Genomic DNA, 14,594 nt, shown 5'->3' on the forward strand with positions numbered 1-14,594 from the left:
CCTCCCTGGTCAACGGCTCACCTACACCGAGGCGCGGGCCGCGTCCGGCAGGTGTCCCAGGCCGTTCTTACCGTCCCGGTCGATCTCCTCCATCACCTGGTCGGCCAGCACGGAGGCGGCGAGCGCGTCGGCGATCGACGGCGTGTCACCCGCACGGGGGGCGTCGTTCCCGCAGGATGCCACGAACGCCTCCAGTTCCGGCCCGAAGCCGCTCCGATCCCAGCCGTGATCGAGGTTCTTCGTGCCGTACAGCTCCTGGCCCAGCGGCAGGCCGTCGGCCAGATCGAGGGTCACCCGCTCCAGGGACGGCGCGCTGTAGCGGCTGCCGTCCATCCCCTGCACCATGACGCCCACCAGGAACCGCTTGACGTGGTTGCCCATCCGCAACGTCGACAGGGACCCGTCGCGGTGCCGGAGGAACACGTTCACCTGGAAGCGGTCGTCCTCGCCCGGGATGACGTGCGCGTTGACCTGGACGACGGGGGAGGGGGTGAACCAGCGGGCCAGGTCCAGGGCGTGCACCCCGTTGTGCCGGATCCACGCCTCCAGCGTGGTGTCCACCCCCCACTGCGGGGCCGAGGGATGGCGGCTGTAGAAGTCGATCGTCACCGAGCACGAGGTCGCCCGGGCGTCGCGGCTCAGTTCGTGCAGCCGCCGCAGCGTCTCGGCGTAGCGGAAGTTGAAGCCCACCTGGACGTTGCGGCCGCTGCGGTCCACGACGTGGTGCAGATCCTGCAACGCGGGCGTCGAGGGCCCGGCGGGCTTCTCCACGAAGCAGTCGACGCCGCCCTCCACCAGCCGGCGGGTCAGCCGGTACGACGGCTCGGGCGGCACCGCGATGACGGCCGCGTCCACGGTGTCCAGGTCGAGCGCCTCGATCGAGTCGGCGCAGAGCGCGGCCCCGGACTCCTGCTGCAGTTCCTTGGCCAAGGACAGGTCGGGGTCGACGCAGGCCACGATCCGGTGACCGCGTACGCGCTGGAGGAACGGCAGGAGATTCTGGCTCATCTGCCGGCCGCAGCCGACCAGGGCGAGGCGCGGGCGGTCAGTCACGGCCGGCCTCCACGTTCGTGCTCCACCGCTCGAAGGCTCGGCGCGCCCGGCCGCGCAGCTCATCGGGGTCGATCTGCCGGTGTGCCAGGCTGACGAACGACGGGTGCCCTTCGAGGAGCAGGATGCCGGCGCCGGTGAGCGCGGCGAGCAGCGCCTCACGCCGCACCTTGTCACCCAGCAGCGCCTCATCGTGGTAGACCAGCTCGAACATCCCGCCGCCGAGAACGGGGCGTGCACCGACCAGGGCCGCCACACCGGCGTCCTCGGCCGCCGCGGTCAGGACGGCCGCCACCCGTGTGCCGATCCGGCCGATCTCGGCCCAGCCGTCCGGCGCGTCACCGATGGGCTTGTCCAAGATGTCGCGGGTCGCCAGCGCCGCGTACACGGCGATCATCTCCTTGGAGAACGTACCGCTGAGCCGGGCCCGTTCGGCGTCGGCCAGCAGTTCGGCCTCACCCACCACCAGGCTCAGCGGCGCCCCGTTGGCCAGCGCCTTGCCGATCACGATGAGGTCCGAGCCGATGGCGTGGTCGTGGTCGTAGCCGAGCGGCGAGATACGGCCACCGGTCTTGGTCTCGTCGAAGACGGTGAGCAGACCGGCGTCCCGGCACATCGCGACGGCCTGCCGCAGCACCTCGGGGGTGGTGAACGAGGCCAGGTAGGCGTCGAAGACGAAACAGCCCAGCCGGTCCCGGTAGCGCTCCAGGATCTCCGCCAGCGACTCCAGCCGCAGGTCCACCCAGTTCACCGCGGGCTCGCTCTCGCCGATGCCGCGCATCGCCTCGGTGTAGCGCGGTTTCCCGCGCAGCGGCGAGTGCAGCGGCTCGTGCCACTTCAGGGAGTTGGCGATCTGCGCGTCATGCCAGCCGATGTAACCGCTGCGCAGCACTCCCAGCCGGCCGTTGCGCATCGCGGCCAGCCGCAGGGTCGCGGTGACGGCCTCGGAGGCGGTTTTGAAGAACGCGCCGCGGTCCCCGGTCCGCTCGCCGAGCAGCCGTTCCAAGTACTCCGCGTGGAAGGTCGTGTAGCCCGGCATCATCACGCCGTTACCGAGATAGCCGCACAGAATTTCATTGAAGAGTTCGTCCGAGTGGCCGATTATCACCGGTCCGTATCCCATGACGAAGTCGATGTACGTCATCCCGTTCGCATCCGAAACCTCACCGCCCTGCCCCTGCGTGAACAGGAGTTGGCGTCCTTCGGACCGAAACTTACGAGTGATCTTCGAGTGAGCTATTCGCTCGTTTTTCGACAAGATCTTCCTCCTCTCCGGAAACCGTGAATAAGATCGAGGGCTTAATTTCCGAGACCGTAGCGGCGGCCTGCGAGCAGGGTCAAGTGAACCTTCTTCTAGGTTTACAACGCCTGGATAAGGGTGCGACGGTCGAAGCGGTGGGTCGAGCCGAACTCCGATATGGAGGCGATGTGGACCACGGATCGAGTCGGCGAATTCCGATCTCCGAAATACCCGGAACGGTACAGCCGGATATCGTCGGGCGCAGTAAACGGCTGTGGCGGCTGCCCGAGGGCCGATGTCTGGTGCAGATAGTCCCCAGCCTGCGCAGTTTCACATACCAGCGCGACGAAATGGTGGAGCGTACCGGGCCGTTACGGCTGGCTTTTTATGAAAAAGCTGCGGCCCGGATCGAGGCTGCGGGGGTGGCGTGCGCGTTCCGTGAGCGGGTCGGCCCCGACTCCTACCTCGCCGACTACTGCCCGGCCCCGCCCTTCGAGGTCATCGTGAAGAACCGGGCCACCGGGTCGACCACCCGCAAGTACCCCGGCCTGTTCGAGGACGGTGCGCCACTGCCGCGCCCGGTCGTGAAGTTCGACTACCGAGTCGACCCCGAGGACCAGCCGATCGGCGAGGACTACCTGCGCGTCCTCGGACTGCCCGTCGAGGAGATGCGCGAGCGCGCCCTGGCCGTCAACGAGACACTGCGCTCCTGGCTGCACCCCGTGGACCTCTGGGACATGTGCCTCATCTTCGGCGTCACCGCCGAAGGCGGCCTCACCGTCATCTCCGAGATCTCACAGGACTGCATGCGCCTGCGGCACGAGGACGGGTCCCCGCTGGACAAGGACCTGTTCCGTGACGGCGTCGACGCCGACGAGATCGTCAACCAGTGGAGTCGCATCCTCGATGTCATCAGATGACGGCCGGGTGGCGCTGATCACCGGCACCAACCGGGGCAGCGGCCGGGCCATCGCCGAGGAGTTGCGCGGGCGCGGGTTTCGCGTCTTCTCCCTGAACCGCTCCCTCGCCGGCGCGGACTGGCTCGGCGAACGGCGCTGCGACGTGTCGCGGCCCGCGGAGATCAGATGGGCCGTCGCCGACGTCCTGGCCGCGACCGGACGGCTGGACGTCTGCGTGTCCAACGCCGTCGACCGGGTCCTGGACCCGATCGCCGACCTGCGCGAGGCCGACTGGGAACGCCTGGTGGCGATCAACCTCAGCGCCTGCTTCCACCTCGTTCAGGCCGCGCTGCCGGCGCTGCGAGCCCGCCGCGGCGTCTTCGTCGCGATGGGCAGCCACGCGGGCACCCGCTACTTCGAGGGCGGGGCCGCCTACAGCGCGACCAAGGCCGGGCTGAAGGCGCTGGTGGAGACGCTGCTGCTGGAGGAGCGGCGCAACGGCGTACGCGCCTGTCTCGTCTCGCCCGGCGCCATCGCCAACCTCGACGGCGACACCGACCCCTACAAGATGAGCACCCGCTCGATCGCCCGCTGCGTCGGCAGCATCGTCGACTCCTGGCCCACCGACCTCGTCGTCGGCGAGATCGAGGTGCGCCCCGCCGACCTGGCGACGCCGCCGATCACCGGTATCGACCGGCTGTTACACATCTGACGCGCGGAGGAGGAAGCATGATCTCGCTCGCTCTGCCGACGGGATCCCTGGAACGGCGGGCGCTGGAACTCTTCGCGGCCGCCGGTCTCGACGTACGACGACCCTTTGAGCGCTCCTACCGGGGCACCATCGAGTACGCGGGCACCGCGCAGGTCGCGTTCTACAAGCCGCGCGAGATCCCGCTCGTCGTCCAGAACGGCTCGTTCGACGTGGGGCTCACCGGCGCGGACTGGGTCGAGGAGACCGGCGCCGAGGTCGAGGTGGTCGAGTCGTTCGACTACTCCCGCAACACCGAGAGGCCATGGCGGCTCGTCCTCGCCGTGCCCGCCGACCACCCGGCGACCAGCGTGGCCGACCTCGCCGACGGTGTCCGCGTCGCCACCGAGTACCCCAACATCGGCCGCCGATTCTTCCAGCACGCCGGACGGCGCGCCGAGGTGGTCGTCTCCTACGGCGCCACCGAGGCCAAGATCCCCGAGCTGGCCGACGTGATGATCGACGTCGTGGAGACGGGACACTCCCTGCGGCAGAACAACCTGCGCGTCATCGAGACGATCCGCACCTGCGGCGCCCAGCTCGTCGCCAACCCCGCCGCCTACGCCGACGAGAGGCGACGCGCCGTCATCGGGAAGGTCGCCCGGCTGCTGCGCGGCGCCTGGGTCGGCCCGGCGAACGTGCTGCTCACCGTCCGCGCCCCCGCCGAGTGCCTGCCGCAGGTCACCTCGGCCATGCCGGGGCGCTCGTGGCGGGCCGGGGCGGAGCTGGGCGACGAGAACATGGTCGTCCTGCAGGGCGTGCTGCCGAGCCGGGACGTGCCCGAGACGATCGACGTCCTGCTGTCGGCCGGCGCCGTCAACGTCACCGAGACCGGAATCGGCATCCTCGCCACGAACGCGACGCGGCCGTGACGCCGGCCCGTGCCGCGTCGCCGTACAGGCCGCGCCGAGTTGACCGGCACACGAGGGCACGACGAGCATTGAGCCGCCGCGACGTCGTGTGAAGGAGAGAGCGTGTGAAGTCTGAGCCGGCCCCGGACGCGCCCGTGCAGCCCGGGCGGCGCTCGACGTGGGCGACCATCGGCGTCGTCTACCTCGGCGGCGTCGTCGCCGCGATGAGCCTGGGCAAGTTCGCCCCCGTCGGGCCGGCGGTGACCGGCCAGCTGTCGCTGTCGTTGTCCCAGCTGGGCTGGGTCATCTCGGCGGTCGTCGGCGTCGGCGCAGCCTTCGGCCTGCCCGGCGGCTACCTGATGCGCCGCGTCGGCGCGCGGGGGGCGCTGGTGTACGGCCTTGCCCTGATCGCCGTGGCGGGCGCGGCGAGCGTCCTGGCCGGCGACTTCGCCTGGCTGCTCGTCGCCCGCGTCGCCGAGGGCTTCGGCTACCTGCTGGTCACCATCGCCGGGCCGGTGCTCGTCCTGCGCCTGGCCGACGAACGCGACCGCAGCGCCGCCCTGTCGGTCTGGGCCACGTTCGTGTCCGTGGGCCTGTTCGCCAGCACGCTCGTCGGCGGCGCGGCCGGCGACGCCTTCGGCTGGCGCGGCTGGATCGGCCTGCTCGCCGCTCTCACCCTTCTCATGGCGGTGGTCCTGCAACTGCGGCTGCCCCGCACCGGGGCGGGTCCGCGAGCCGCCGCCGGGCCCGTCCCCCGGCTGCGTGCGCTGCGATGGCCGGGCGTGCTGGCCTTCTCGTTCTGCCTGACCGCGCTGGTGACCATCCCGGTGATCGTGCTGCTTCCCACGCTCCTCATCGAGCAGCACGACAACTCGGCCGCCGCCGCCGGCGCGAGCACCTCGGTGATCTCGCTGCTCAGCGCGGTCGGCGGGCTGCTCGTCGGCATGCTGCTGCGTCGCGGCACCCGGGTCGGCGTCCTCGCGCTGTTCGGCCTGCTCGCCGTGCCCGCCGCCTGGCTCGTCTACGGCGGCGGCCCGCTCGCCGGCGTGCTCGCGGGCGCCGGGACGCTCTCGCTCGCCAACGGGTTCCTCGCCGCCCTCGTCTTCGCCGCCCTGCCACTGATCCTGGAGCGGCTCGACCACGCCGACGTCGGCAGCGGCCTGGTCGCCCAGGCGGGCAGCCTCGGCTCGCTGCTCGGCCCGCCGATGTTCGGCGAGGTCGCGGCCGCCTTCGGCTTCGCGGCGCTCGCGCCGGTCATCGCCGTCGGGCTCGTCGCCGCCGTCGCCGCACTGCTGCTGGCCGGCGGCCGCGCCGCGGGGCGTCAACGGTGGGTGGCCGGAGCAGGGGAGAAAGGCGTCGCGGGCTGAAGGTCGATCGTCAGGAACGCCGGGCGGGTGGTCTGGAAGGCTGCCACAGGTCGAGCCTGTGCACCTGGTCCGTCACGGCTGTCAGGAGGGCGCTGAGTGCGGGAGCGGGGGGCGTGTCCCGGGTGGCGGCGACCAGGCGGCGTTCGAGGGTGGTTTCTGCGATGTCCCTGAACGCGAGCGCGGGGTCGTGGCCGGGCAGGGTCAGGGCCGGCAGCAGGGCGACGGCCGCCGCGGCGCGGACGAGTTCGAGCTGGACGTCGGCGTCGTTGGAGCGGTGGCGCAGGTCCGGTTCGTAGCCACCGAGGGTGCGGCAGGTCCCGATGACCATGGCGTGGTGGCCGGTGCCCTCGGCGGAGGCGGTCCAGATGTCGGATCGCAGGCCGGTGACCGGGACGGGTCCGCCGGGCAGGGCGAGTGGGTGCGCGGCCGGGAGCACGATTTTCAGCGGCTCTTCGAGCAGGGGCGTGAAGCGCAGGCCGGCCGGGCGCGGGCGGGGGTGGCTGTCGTACTCGTCGCCGATGACGAGGTCGACCGTGCCGAGGCGCAGGCCCGGCAGGGACTGTTCGAGTTCCAGCTCGAAGATCTCCACACGGACCCGCGGGTGGCCGGCCTTCATACGGGCCAGTGCCGGGATGAGGAGACGGCGGGCGGCCGACTGCAGACCGCCGGCGCGGACGGTGCCCCGGATGTCGCCGCCGAGGCCGGCCAGGTCCGCTTCCGCCGCCTCGGCGGCCGACAGCAGCACCCGTGCGTGCTGGACGAGCAGCTGTCCGGCGTCGGTGAGCCGCACACCCCGACCGGCTTTGTCGAGCAGCCGGGCACCGACCTCCTTCTCCAGCAGGGCGAGCTGCTGGGAGACCGTGGACGGGCTGTAGCCCAGAGCCGCCGCGACCGCGGCCAGGGTGCCGCGCTCCTCGAACTCCCGCAGGAAGCGCAACCGCCGAAGATCCAGCTCGATCATGCGAGAATCCTAACGATTCACCTCCAGAAATCATCGCTGGACCCAATGAGTCGGGACCTCGATCCTGGTACGCATGGGTGCAGCACTATGTCTTCTGTCCGCGGCCTGCTTCGGCGCGATGGCGATTTTCGGCAAACTCGCCTACGACGCCGGCGTCTCGCCCGAGGCGCTGCTGCTGGTGCGCTTCACCCTCGCCGCCGTCCTGCTCGGGATCGTCGTGCTGGTGCGGCCGGGACTGCGCCGCGCCGCCTCCGGTCCTCCCCGGCAGCGGGCGAGCGGCCGGCCGGCGATGACGCGCGGCCGAGTGCTCGCCATCGCCGTCGGCCTGGGCGCCATCGGGTACGCCACGCAGGCGAGCCTGTTCTTCTCCGCGCTGCGGCTGATGGACGCCTCGCTGCTGGCCCTGATCCTCTACACCTACCCGGTCATGGTCACCGTGACGGCGGTGCTGCTCGGCCGTGACCGGCTCACCCTCGCGCGCGCAGCCGCGCTCGCGGCCGCCTCGGGCGGAACACTGCTGGTCCTGCTCGGCGCCGGCGGCATGAGCTTCCACCCGCTCGGGGCGCTGCTCGCCTTCGCCTCCGCGGTCACGTACACCGTCTACATCCTCGTCGCCGACACCGTTGTGCACCGGCTGGCGCCCGTGGTGCTGTCCGCGCTGGTGATGACCGGCGCGGCCGGCACCCTCACCGCCCGTACCCTGCTCACCGGCGGCGTCGACCTCGGCTTCGGGGCGTCGGGATGGTTCTGGCTCGCCGCCATCGCCGTGGTCTCCACCGTCGCGGCGATGCTGACCTTCTTCGCCGGGCTCAAGCGCATCGGCCCGTCGGCCGCCGCCATCCTGTCCACCTTCGAGCCCGTGGTCACCGCCGCACTGGCCGCGCTCGTCCTCGGCGAATCCCTGACCCCGGTGCAGCTCGCCGGCGGCGCGCTTGTGCTGTCCTGCGTCGTCGTCCTGCAACTCCGACGCCAGGACCGGGGCCCGCGCCCGGCGCCCGACCGGCCCGGCCCGGAAAACCGCCGGGGCTTGGATTCCGCACGAGAGGACCGCACGGAGCCGGTCGGCCTGGCGCCGTGAAGCGTGACCTCATGGGTTCACGGCGCTGAATCCTCGTCGGCAGGTGGCGGCTGGGCCGGGACGGGGCGGCGCGAAAAATCGCCACTCGCATCCCGGCCCCTTCAGGCGAGGATGCGGACCGGATTCTCGATCAAGGACAGGAATTCGCCCATCCAACGGGCCGCGACCGTGCCGTCGATCGGGCGATGGTCGATCGAGAGCACGAAACGGATCGTGGCGCCGGGGACGACCACGTCGTTCTCCACGACGGGCTCGGTGCGGACGGCACCGACCGACAGGATCGAGGAGTGCGGCGGGTTGATGATCGCGGTGAACTCCTCGGTGCCGTACATGCCCAGGTTGGTGACGGCGACGGTGCCGCCTTCCAGGTCACCCTGGCGCAGGCGGCCGGTACGGGCGCTGTCGGCGTGGCGGCGGGTGGTCTCCGCGACCACGCTGATCGGCATGGTGTCGACCGCGCGGAGCACCGGGGTCACCAGGCCGGTGTCGGTGGCCACGGCGACCGCCACGTCCACCTGGGTGAAGCGGCGGACGGCCTCCGGGGTCCAGATCACGTTCATCTCGGGGACGAGCCTGTGGGCACGGGCGACCGCCTTGACCACCAGGTCGTTGACCGAGATCTTGGGTGATCCCGGCTGGTTGAGCTGCGCCCGGACGGCCAGCAGCCCTTCGGCGCGGGCGGTTCCCCTGACGTAGAAGTGCGGCGTGGTCTGCTTGCTCTCCACCAGGCGGGTGGCGATGGCGCGGCGGATCCTGCTGTGCGGGATGTCCTCGTGGTCCCCGGCCTCCGGAGCCGCGACAGGCGCGGGGGCGGGGGTGGGCTCGCTCGCGCGGGCCAGTGCCTCCTCGACGTCTCGCCGCAGGATCCGGCCGGCCGGTCCGGTTCCGGGAATCCGGTCGATCGCCAGACCGCCCTGGCGGGCCAGCCGCCGGGCGAGCGGGCTGGCGTAGACCCGCTGTGGCGTGCCCGGTTCCTCCGGTACGGGGTGCCCGTTCACGGCGGTGGGCTGCGCCGGGGAGGCGTCCGGTTCTGCGGCGGATTCCGTGGCGGACTCTGTGGCGGGCTCTGCGGTGGGTTTGGTGACGCCGAGTCCGGCGAGGAGGTCCTCGATGTTCTCCGGCGGTTCCCCGGGCGCGCCGAGCAGGGCGATGGGCGTGCCGACGTCGACCTCGGTCCCGGCGGGGACGAGTCGCTTGAGCAGGACGCCGTCGCTCTCCGCCTCGATCTCGATGGACGCCTTCGCCGTCTCGATGACGACGATGGCGGTGCTGACGGAGTAGGGGGAGTTCTCGGCGATCGGCCATTCCGACACGACGGCGCTGGTGGCACCGGCCGCCGGTTCTGGCATGCGAAGAAGAGTGGCCATTGGTCCTGGTCCCTGGTTCGTGGTGCGGGAGATCGGAAGGTGGGCTCAGTGCCGGGGCGCGAGCGTGCCGTCGGTGGTCATGCGGCGGAAGGCGGCGGCGACCTCCTCGGTGCGGGCGATGGCCGCCCGTTCGAGGACCTTGCTGATGCTCGGTGACGCCTCGCCGCCGGTCACCCGCTGTACCGGGTGGTCGAGCCAGTCGAAGTAGCGGCGCTGGATCTCGTCGGCGAGCCAGCCCCCGTAGGAGGTGCCGACCGCCCCCTGCTCGACGATGAGCACGGTGCCGGTCTTCATCACGCTGGCGCCGATGGTGTCCCAGTCGATGCTGGCCCTGTCCAGCCAGCGCAGGTCGATGATCTCGGGGTCGATCTCACCGACCTGCTCGGCCGCCTCCAGGCAGTGGGCGACCATCGACAGGTAGGAGAGCACGGTCACGTCCCGTCCCGCCCGGCGCACCGCGGCGCGGCCGACCGGGATGTGGTAGTCGAGGTCGTCCATCGGCCCGGTGCCGGTGCTGGTGTACAGGTCGACGTGCTCGATGACCACCACGGGGTCGTCGCAGCGGAGCGCGGTGTTCATCAGGCCCACGTAGTCGAAGGGGGTGCTGGGCGCGACGATCCGCCACCCCGGCGCGGTGGCGAAGATTCCGGCCGGGTCCATCGAGTGCTGCGAGCCGTAGCCGGTGCCGGTGCCCACCTTGCTGCGCAGCACCAGCGGTACCGGGTGGTCGCCGCCGAACATGTGCCTGGCCTTGCCGATCTGGTTGAACAGCTGGTCGGCCGCCACCCAGAGGAAGTCGGCGTACATGAACTCCACGACCGGGCGGTAGCGGCCGTCCATGGCCAGTCCGCCGGCCAGTCCGGCGAACGCGTTCTCGCTGATCGGGGTGCCGAGAACCCGGTCGGGGAAGGCGTCGGCCAGTCCCTTGGTGGCTCCGTTGGTGCCGCCCTTGAGGCGGTGCACGTCCTCGCCCATGACGACGACGGCGGGGTCGGTCTCCATCCGGCGGGCCATCACCTCCGCGACCACGTCGACGAACTCGCGCTCGTCGAGCCGGCCAGAGAATGTGGCCTCCTCCTCGTAGCGCACCTCGGAGCCGAACTCCGACAGGTCGCCGCGTACGCCGACGTCACGAAAACCGGGCTCGGGCCACTCCGACGGGCGGATACGGCGCTGGCCGGGCTTGCCGCCGGGGAGAGGTTCGAGCAGCCGGTCGCCGATCGCCCGCATCATGGCGGCGGCCTGGTCGACGGCCCTGCCCGCCTCCTGCTCGGTGAGCGCGCCGCGCCGGAGCAGGTGGCCGGTCATCAGCGTGATGGGGTCGCGCTGCCGCCACTGCCGCTCCTCCTCCTTGGAGCGGTAGCCGAACGCGCTGCCGGGGAAGGGGCCGTTCTGGTGGTAGTACCGGTACAGGTCGGCCTCGATGATGACCGGCCCGTTGCCCGCCCGCATGTGGGCCAGCGCCTCGCCCATCGCCAGGTGGACGGCGAGTGGATCCATGCCGTCCACCCGCCAGCTGGGGATGGCGAAGCCGAGACCGCGCACCGAGAGCCGAGGTTCCGCGGTGACCTCGCGGACGTGGGTGGAGACCGCGTACTGGTTGTTCTCGATGAAGAAGCAGATCGGCAGGGACCAGGCGGCGGCGAGGTTGAAGCTCTCCAGCACCGAGCCGATGTTGGCGGCGCCGTCACCGAAGTAGGCGACCGAGACCGCGTCGGTGCCGGCCCGCCGGTGTGCCCACGCGAAGCCGGCCGCCTGCGGGACGCCGCCGCCGACGATGGCGTTGGTGCCCATCGCTCCGGCTTCCGGCCACTGCAGGTGCATGGATCCACCCCGGCCCCGGCAGAAACCGCGGGCCAGCCCGCAGATCTCGGCCAGCGTCCGGGTGAGCAGGTCGGTGACCGGGGCGGGCAGGTCGCCGCGCGGGTCCCAGCCGCCGGGCAGCACATGTCCCAGCGCCTTGGACAGGAACTGGTGGTGGCCCCGGTGGGATCCGGTGATGGTGTCGGCCGAGGTGAGGGAGAGGATCGACCCGACAGCCCCGGCCTCCTGACCGACGCTGGAGTGGGCGGGCCCGTGGACCAGTCCGGACCCGGCGAGTTCGAGGACGTACTCCTCGAAGGCGCGGATCAGCACGAGTTGCCCGAACATCGCGCGCAGCAGGTCGGGGTCGGCCGCGTCCCAGTCCGCCTCCGTGGTGGTCAACTCCAGCCAGGGGGTGGGCGCGGCGAGGTCCTGGTGTTTGGTCATGTGTGTTCTCTTCCAGGTGGACAAGCCAGAGGCCGGGCAGGTTCCGGCGCGGGGGCGCCGGCGCTCTGCCGGGCGACCGGGACCGGTCGGCCGCACCCCCTCCGCGATCCGCGGTTGTTACCGACCATCGCACAGATTGGATCCGATCTCACACTACCGTTATGTCTTCGTAACGGAAGAATGTGCTCTCAACATTGACTTTCCATACTTTGGGCGACCAAGCTACCGATCCACCAGGCCTTATTGGATCCATACTCGGTGAAGGTGCGGCAGTGGAAACTTCCAAGAAACAGATCGTCAACGGATTCGGAGGTGGGATACATGGCTGAAGGGGGTGCCCCTGGGTTGCCGGGGCTCGTCGGCCTGGACCATGTCGGTCTGACCGTTCCCGACATCGACCAGGCCACCGAGTTCCTGGTGGACGTGCTCGGGTGCGAGTACCTCTACCCGCTCGGCGCCAAGTCCGACGACGGGGACTGGATGACCACCCATCTCAACGTGCATCCCCGGGCCCGGGTGGACAAGCTGCGGTTCTTCCGCTGCGGCAACCAGCCGGTCTTCGAGGTCTTCGAGTACGAGGCCCCCGACCAGGCGCAGACCCCGCCGCGCAACAGCGATGTCGGCGGTCACCACCTCGCCCTGTACGTGGAGGACATCGACGCCGCGGCGGACTACCTGCGCTCCCGCGGTGTGACCGTGCTTGGCGGCCCCACCGCCAGCGACGGCCCGCACGCCGGGCAGCGCTGGATCTACTTCCTCGCCCCCTGGGGTGCCCAGTTCGAACTGGTCTCCTACCCGCGCGGCCGGGCGTGGTACCTGCGGGAGGAACAGAGCCAGGCGGTGGGCGGATGACCGGCCTCACCTCGGGCCTGGAATCCGCGGACGACAAAACGGGCGCCGCCACCAGCGTGATGAGCCACCAGATCGCCGAGCACCTGCGCGAGCAGATCCTGTCCGGGGCGCTCAAGCCGGGCGCCAGGATCCGTCAGGAGGAGGTCGCGAAGGACTTCGGCGCCAGCCGCCTGCCGGTGAGAGAGGCGCTGCGCATCCTGCACTCCCAGGGCCTGGTCACCCTCAAGGCCAACAGCGGCGCCTGGGTCTCGGAGATGAACGCGGCGGAGTGCGACGTCACCTACAAGATCCGCGAACGGCTGGAACCGCTCGCGCTCACCGAGAGCATCCCGCACCTGCCGGCCGAGACGATCCGGCGCCTGGAGCGGATCCAGGACGAGATCGAGGCCAACACCAGCCTGGACAGGTTTCTCCACCTCGACCGTGAACTGCACCTGCTGTCCTACTCGGGGAACCCCTACAAGGAGCTCCGGGACATGATCGAAAGGCTGTGGAACATAACCCAGCCGTACCGGCGCGCGTACGTCGAACGCGCGGGCCACGAACGGGAATGGGTGATCAACGCCGAACACCGACTGCTCATCGACGCGATCCGGCGCGCCGACACCACGGACGCGGAGCGTCTGCTGGCAGGGCACATCCGCAGGACCCGGATCGCACTCCTACCGGTCATCGAACGCAACTCCACGGGCCGCTGAGCCACACCGGACGCGGCTCCACCCGCGTCCGGCACGCTGCGGCGAAAGGTGACTCCGGGACCAGAACTCCCGGACGCGCCCTCCACATGGCCGTCCCGCAACGAACGGTCAGTACACGAAGAACGACATCACCACCCAAGCAAAGCAGGTCTCATGTCATACCACATCACAACGGGCAGGCGTGTACTGACCCTGTTCGCCGCGGCAGCCCTCACCCTCACCGCATGCTCCTCCGGCGACACCACGGCCACCGGCGACGGCGCGGCCTCCGGCGAACCGGCCGCCGCCGACAGCGGCGAGATCGGCTTCTCCGAGTCCTTCCTCACCGACGCCTTCCAGGTCCAGCTGGTCAAGCAGCTCGGCGAGCAGGCCACCGCGGCCGGCGTCAACCTGCTGCCCGCGGTCAACGCCGACGGCGACGCGGCCAAGCAGAACGCCGACATCACCACCCTGCTCGGCCGGGGCGTCAAGGGCCTCATCGTGGTCCCGGTGGACAGCAAGGCGGTCGCCCCCGCCATCGGCCGGGCCAACGACAAGAACGTCCCCGTGGTCACCGTCGACCTGGGCGCCGACTCGGGCAAGATCTACATGGTGGTCCGCGCGGACAACGTCTTCATGGGCACGGCCGCCTGCGAGTACATGGGCAAGCAGATCAACGGCGAGGGTACCGTCCTCGACCTCCAGGGCGACCTGGCCACCCAGAACGGCCAGGACCGCAGCAAGGGCTTCACCACCTGCATGGCCGAGAAGTTCCCCAACGTCAAGGTCATCTCCAAGCCGATGAACTGGAAGCCGGACGAGTGCGCCACCCAGGCGCAGACGGTGCTCAGCACCGAGAAGCTGACCGGCCTGTTCATGGGCAGCGAGTCGGTCTGCCTGGCCGGAGTCCAGCAGGCGCTGCGCAAGCAGGGCAAGCTCACCAAGGTCGGCGACCCCGACCACATCGTCACCGTCGGCATCGACGGCTCCAAGGCGGCGCTGGAGGCGGTGCGGGAAGGCACCCTCGACGCCGTCGTGTCACAGCCGCTGGACCTGTACGCCAAGTACGGCATCCAGTACATCCAGGATGCGATCGCGGGCAAGACCTACCAGCCGGGCCCCACCGACCACGACAGCACCATCGTCGAGGTCGGGGAGTCCCTCCAGGACCTGCTTCCCTCGCCCACGGTGACCAAGGAGAACGTGGACGACCCCAGCCTGTGGGGCAACGGCTGACCCCCCTCCCGGTGATCT

General features: G+C 70.6%; 13 protein-coding genes. 8 read left to right on the forward strand and 5 right to left on the reverse strand.

Features of this window, described 5'->3' with window-relative positions; genetic code table 11:
- Positions 1-21: 21 nt before the first annotated feature.
- Positions 22-1,053, reverse strand: coding sequence for a Gfo/Idh/MocA family protein (locus ABT352_RS36660; protein ID WP_350949633.1), 1,032 nt, complete (start codon positions 1,051-1,053; stop codon positions 22-24).
- A complete protein-coding gene (locus tag ABT352_RS36665; RefSeq protein WP_350949634.1) occupies positions 1,046-2,308 on the reverse strand; it encodes an aminotransferase class III-fold pyridoxal phosphate-dependent enzyme in 1,263 nt (420 codons plus the stop codon). The genes ABT352_RS36660 and ABT352_RS36665 overlap by 8 nt, the downstream gene beginning before the upstream one ends.
- A gap of 170 nt (positions 2,309-2,478) precedes the next feature.
- On the opposite strand from ABT352_RS36665, the gene ABT352_RS36670 reads away from it, so the two are divergent.
- The 4 genes from ABT352_RS36670 to ABT352_RS36685 all read left to right on the forward strand — a co-directional run bounded on the left by ABT352_RS36670 (position 2,479) and on the right by ABT352_RS36685 (position 6,155).
- Entirely contained in the window at positions 2,479-3,210 is a 732-nt protein-coding gene (locus ABT352_RS36670) for a phosphoribosylaminoimidazolesuccinocarboxamide synthase (RefSeq protein ID WP_350949635.1), read from the forward strand.
- Positions 3,197-3,901 (forward strand): SDR family NAD(P)-dependent oxidoreductase, encoded by a 705-nt coding sequence (locus tag ABT352_RS36675; RefSeq protein WP_350949636.1) that lies wholly within the window; start codon positions 3,197-3,199, stop codon positions 3,899-3,901. Before ABT352_RS36670 ends, ABT352_RS36675 begins: the two co-directional genes overlap by 14 nt.
- Before the next feature lie 17 nt (positions 3,902-3,918).
- The gene (gene hisG / locus ABT352_RS36680; protein WP_350949637.1) at positions 3,919-4,809 is read left to right on the forward strand and encodes an ATP phosphoribosyltransferase; all 891 of its coding nucleotides are present in this window, start codon (positions 3,919-3,921) and stop codon (positions 4,807-4,809) included.
- Between the two features lie 104 nt (positions 4,810-4,913).
- The gene (locus tag ABT352_RS36685) at positions 4,914-6,155 is read left to right on the forward strand and encodes an MFS transporter (protein WP_350949638.1); all 1,242 of its coding nucleotides are present in this window, start codon (positions 4,914-4,916) and stop codon (positions 6,153-6,155) included.
- A 10-nt stretch (positions 6,156-6,165) separates the two neighbouring features.
- Here the strand turns inward: ABT352_RS36685 and ABT352_RS36690 are convergent, their stop codons facing one another.
- Positions 6,166-7,116 (reverse strand): LysR family transcriptional regulator, encoded by a 951-nt coding sequence (locus ABT352_RS36690; RefSeq protein ID WP_350949639.1) that lies wholly within the window; start codon positions 7,114-7,116, stop codon positions 6,166-6,168.
- 73 nt (positions 7,117-7,189) lie between these two features.
- On the opposite strand from ABT352_RS36690, the gene ABT352_RS36695 reads away from it, so the two are divergent.
- Positions 7,190-8,194 (forward strand): DMT family transporter, encoded by a 1,005-nt coding sequence (locus ABT352_RS36695; RefSeq protein ID WP_350949640.1) that lies wholly within the window; start codon positions 7,190-7,192, stop codon positions 8,192-8,194.
- Between the two features lie 101 nt (positions 8,195-8,295).
- Here the strand turns inward: ABT352_RS36695 and ABT352_RS36700 are convergent, their stop codons facing one another.
- Positions 8,296-9,543 (reverse strand): dihydrolipoamide acetyltransferase family protein, encoded by a 1,248-nt coding sequence (locus ABT352_RS36700; protein WP_350949641.1) that lies wholly within the window; start codon positions 9,541-9,543, stop codon positions 8,296-8,298.
- A 63-nt stretch (positions 9,544-9,606) separates the two neighbouring features.
- Positions 9,607-11,811: an alpha-ketoacid dehydrogenase subunit alpha/beta gene (locus ABT352_RS36705; RefSeq protein WP_350949642.1), complete on the reverse strand. Its 2,205-nt coding sequence runs from the start codon at positions 11,809-11,811 to the stop codon at positions 9,607-9,609.
- 321 nt (positions 11,812-12,132) lie between these two features.
- On the opposite strand from ABT352_RS36705, the gene ABT352_RS36710 reads away from it, so the two are divergent.
- From ABT352_RS36710 to ABT352_RS36720, 3 genes are all read left to right on the forward strand, one after another.
- On the forward strand, positions 12,133-12,663 hold the full coding sequence (locus ABT352_RS36710) for a VOC family protein (RefSeq protein ID WP_350949643.1): 531 nt from the start codon (positions 12,133-12,135) through the stop codon (positions 12,661-12,663).
- Positions 12,660-13,361 carry a GntR family transcriptional regulator gene (locus ABT352_RS36715; protein ID WP_350949644.1) on the forward strand — a complete coding sequence of 234 codons (702 nt, stop codon included), beginning with the start codon at positions 12,660-12,662 and terminating at the stop codon, positions 13,359-13,361. The genes ABT352_RS36710 and ABT352_RS36715 overlap by 4 nt, the downstream gene beginning before the upstream one ends.
- Before the next feature lie 153 nt (positions 13,362-13,514).
- A complete protein-coding gene (locus ABT352_RS36720) occupies positions 13,515-14,576 on the forward strand; it encodes a sugar ABC transporter substrate-binding protein (protein WP_350949645.1) in 1,062 nt (353 codons plus the stop codon).
- Positions 14,577-14,594: the final 18 nt, after the last annotated feature.

It is taken from the genome of Streptosporangium sp. NPDC000563, from assembly GCF_040299985.1.
In the GTDB taxonomy this organism is placed as follows: domain Bacteria; phylum Actinomycetota; class Actinomycetes; order Streptosporangiales; family Streptosporangiaceae; genus Streptosporangium.

Excerpts from the sequence above, each read along its gene's own strand:
- ABT352_RS36710 (WP_350949643.1), top strand. The coding sequence starts at position 12,133 with ATGGCTGAAGGGGGTGCCCCTGGGTTGCCGGGGCTCGTCGGCCTGGAC.
- ABT352_RS36675 (WP_350949636.1), top strand. The coding sequence starts at position 3,197 with ATGTCATCAGATGACGGCCGGGTGGCGCTGATCACCGGCACCAACCGG.
- ABT352_RS36690 (WP_350949639.1), bottom strand. The coding sequence starts at position 7,116 with ATGATCGAGCTGGATCTTCGGCGGTTGCGCTTCCTGCGGGAGTTCGAG.
- ABT352_RS36700 (WP_350949641.1), bottom strand. The coding sequence starts at position 9,543 with ATGCCAGAACCGGCGGCCGGTGCCACCAGCGCCGTCGTGTCGGAATGG.
- ABT352_RS36720 (WP_350949645.1), top strand. The coding sequence starts at position 13,515 with ATGTCATACCACATCACAACGGGCAGGCGTGTACTGACCCTGTTCGCC.
- ABT352_RS36705 (WP_350949642.1), bottom strand. The coding sequence starts at position 11,811 with ATGACCAAACACCAGGACCTCGCCGCGCCCACCCCCTGGCTGGAGTTG.
- ABT352_RS36715 (WP_350949644.1), top strand. The coding sequence starts at position 12,660 with ATGACCGGCCTCACCTCGGGCCTGGAATCCGCGGACGACAAAACGGGC.
- ABT352_RS36695 (WP_350949640.1), top strand. The coding sequence starts at position 7,190 with ATGGGTGCAGCACTATGTCTTCTGTCCGCGGCCTGCTTCGGCGCGATG.
- hisG (WP_350949637.1), top strand. The coding sequence starts at position 3,919 with ATGATCTCGCTCGCTCTGCCGACGGGATCCCTGGAACGGCGGGCGCTG.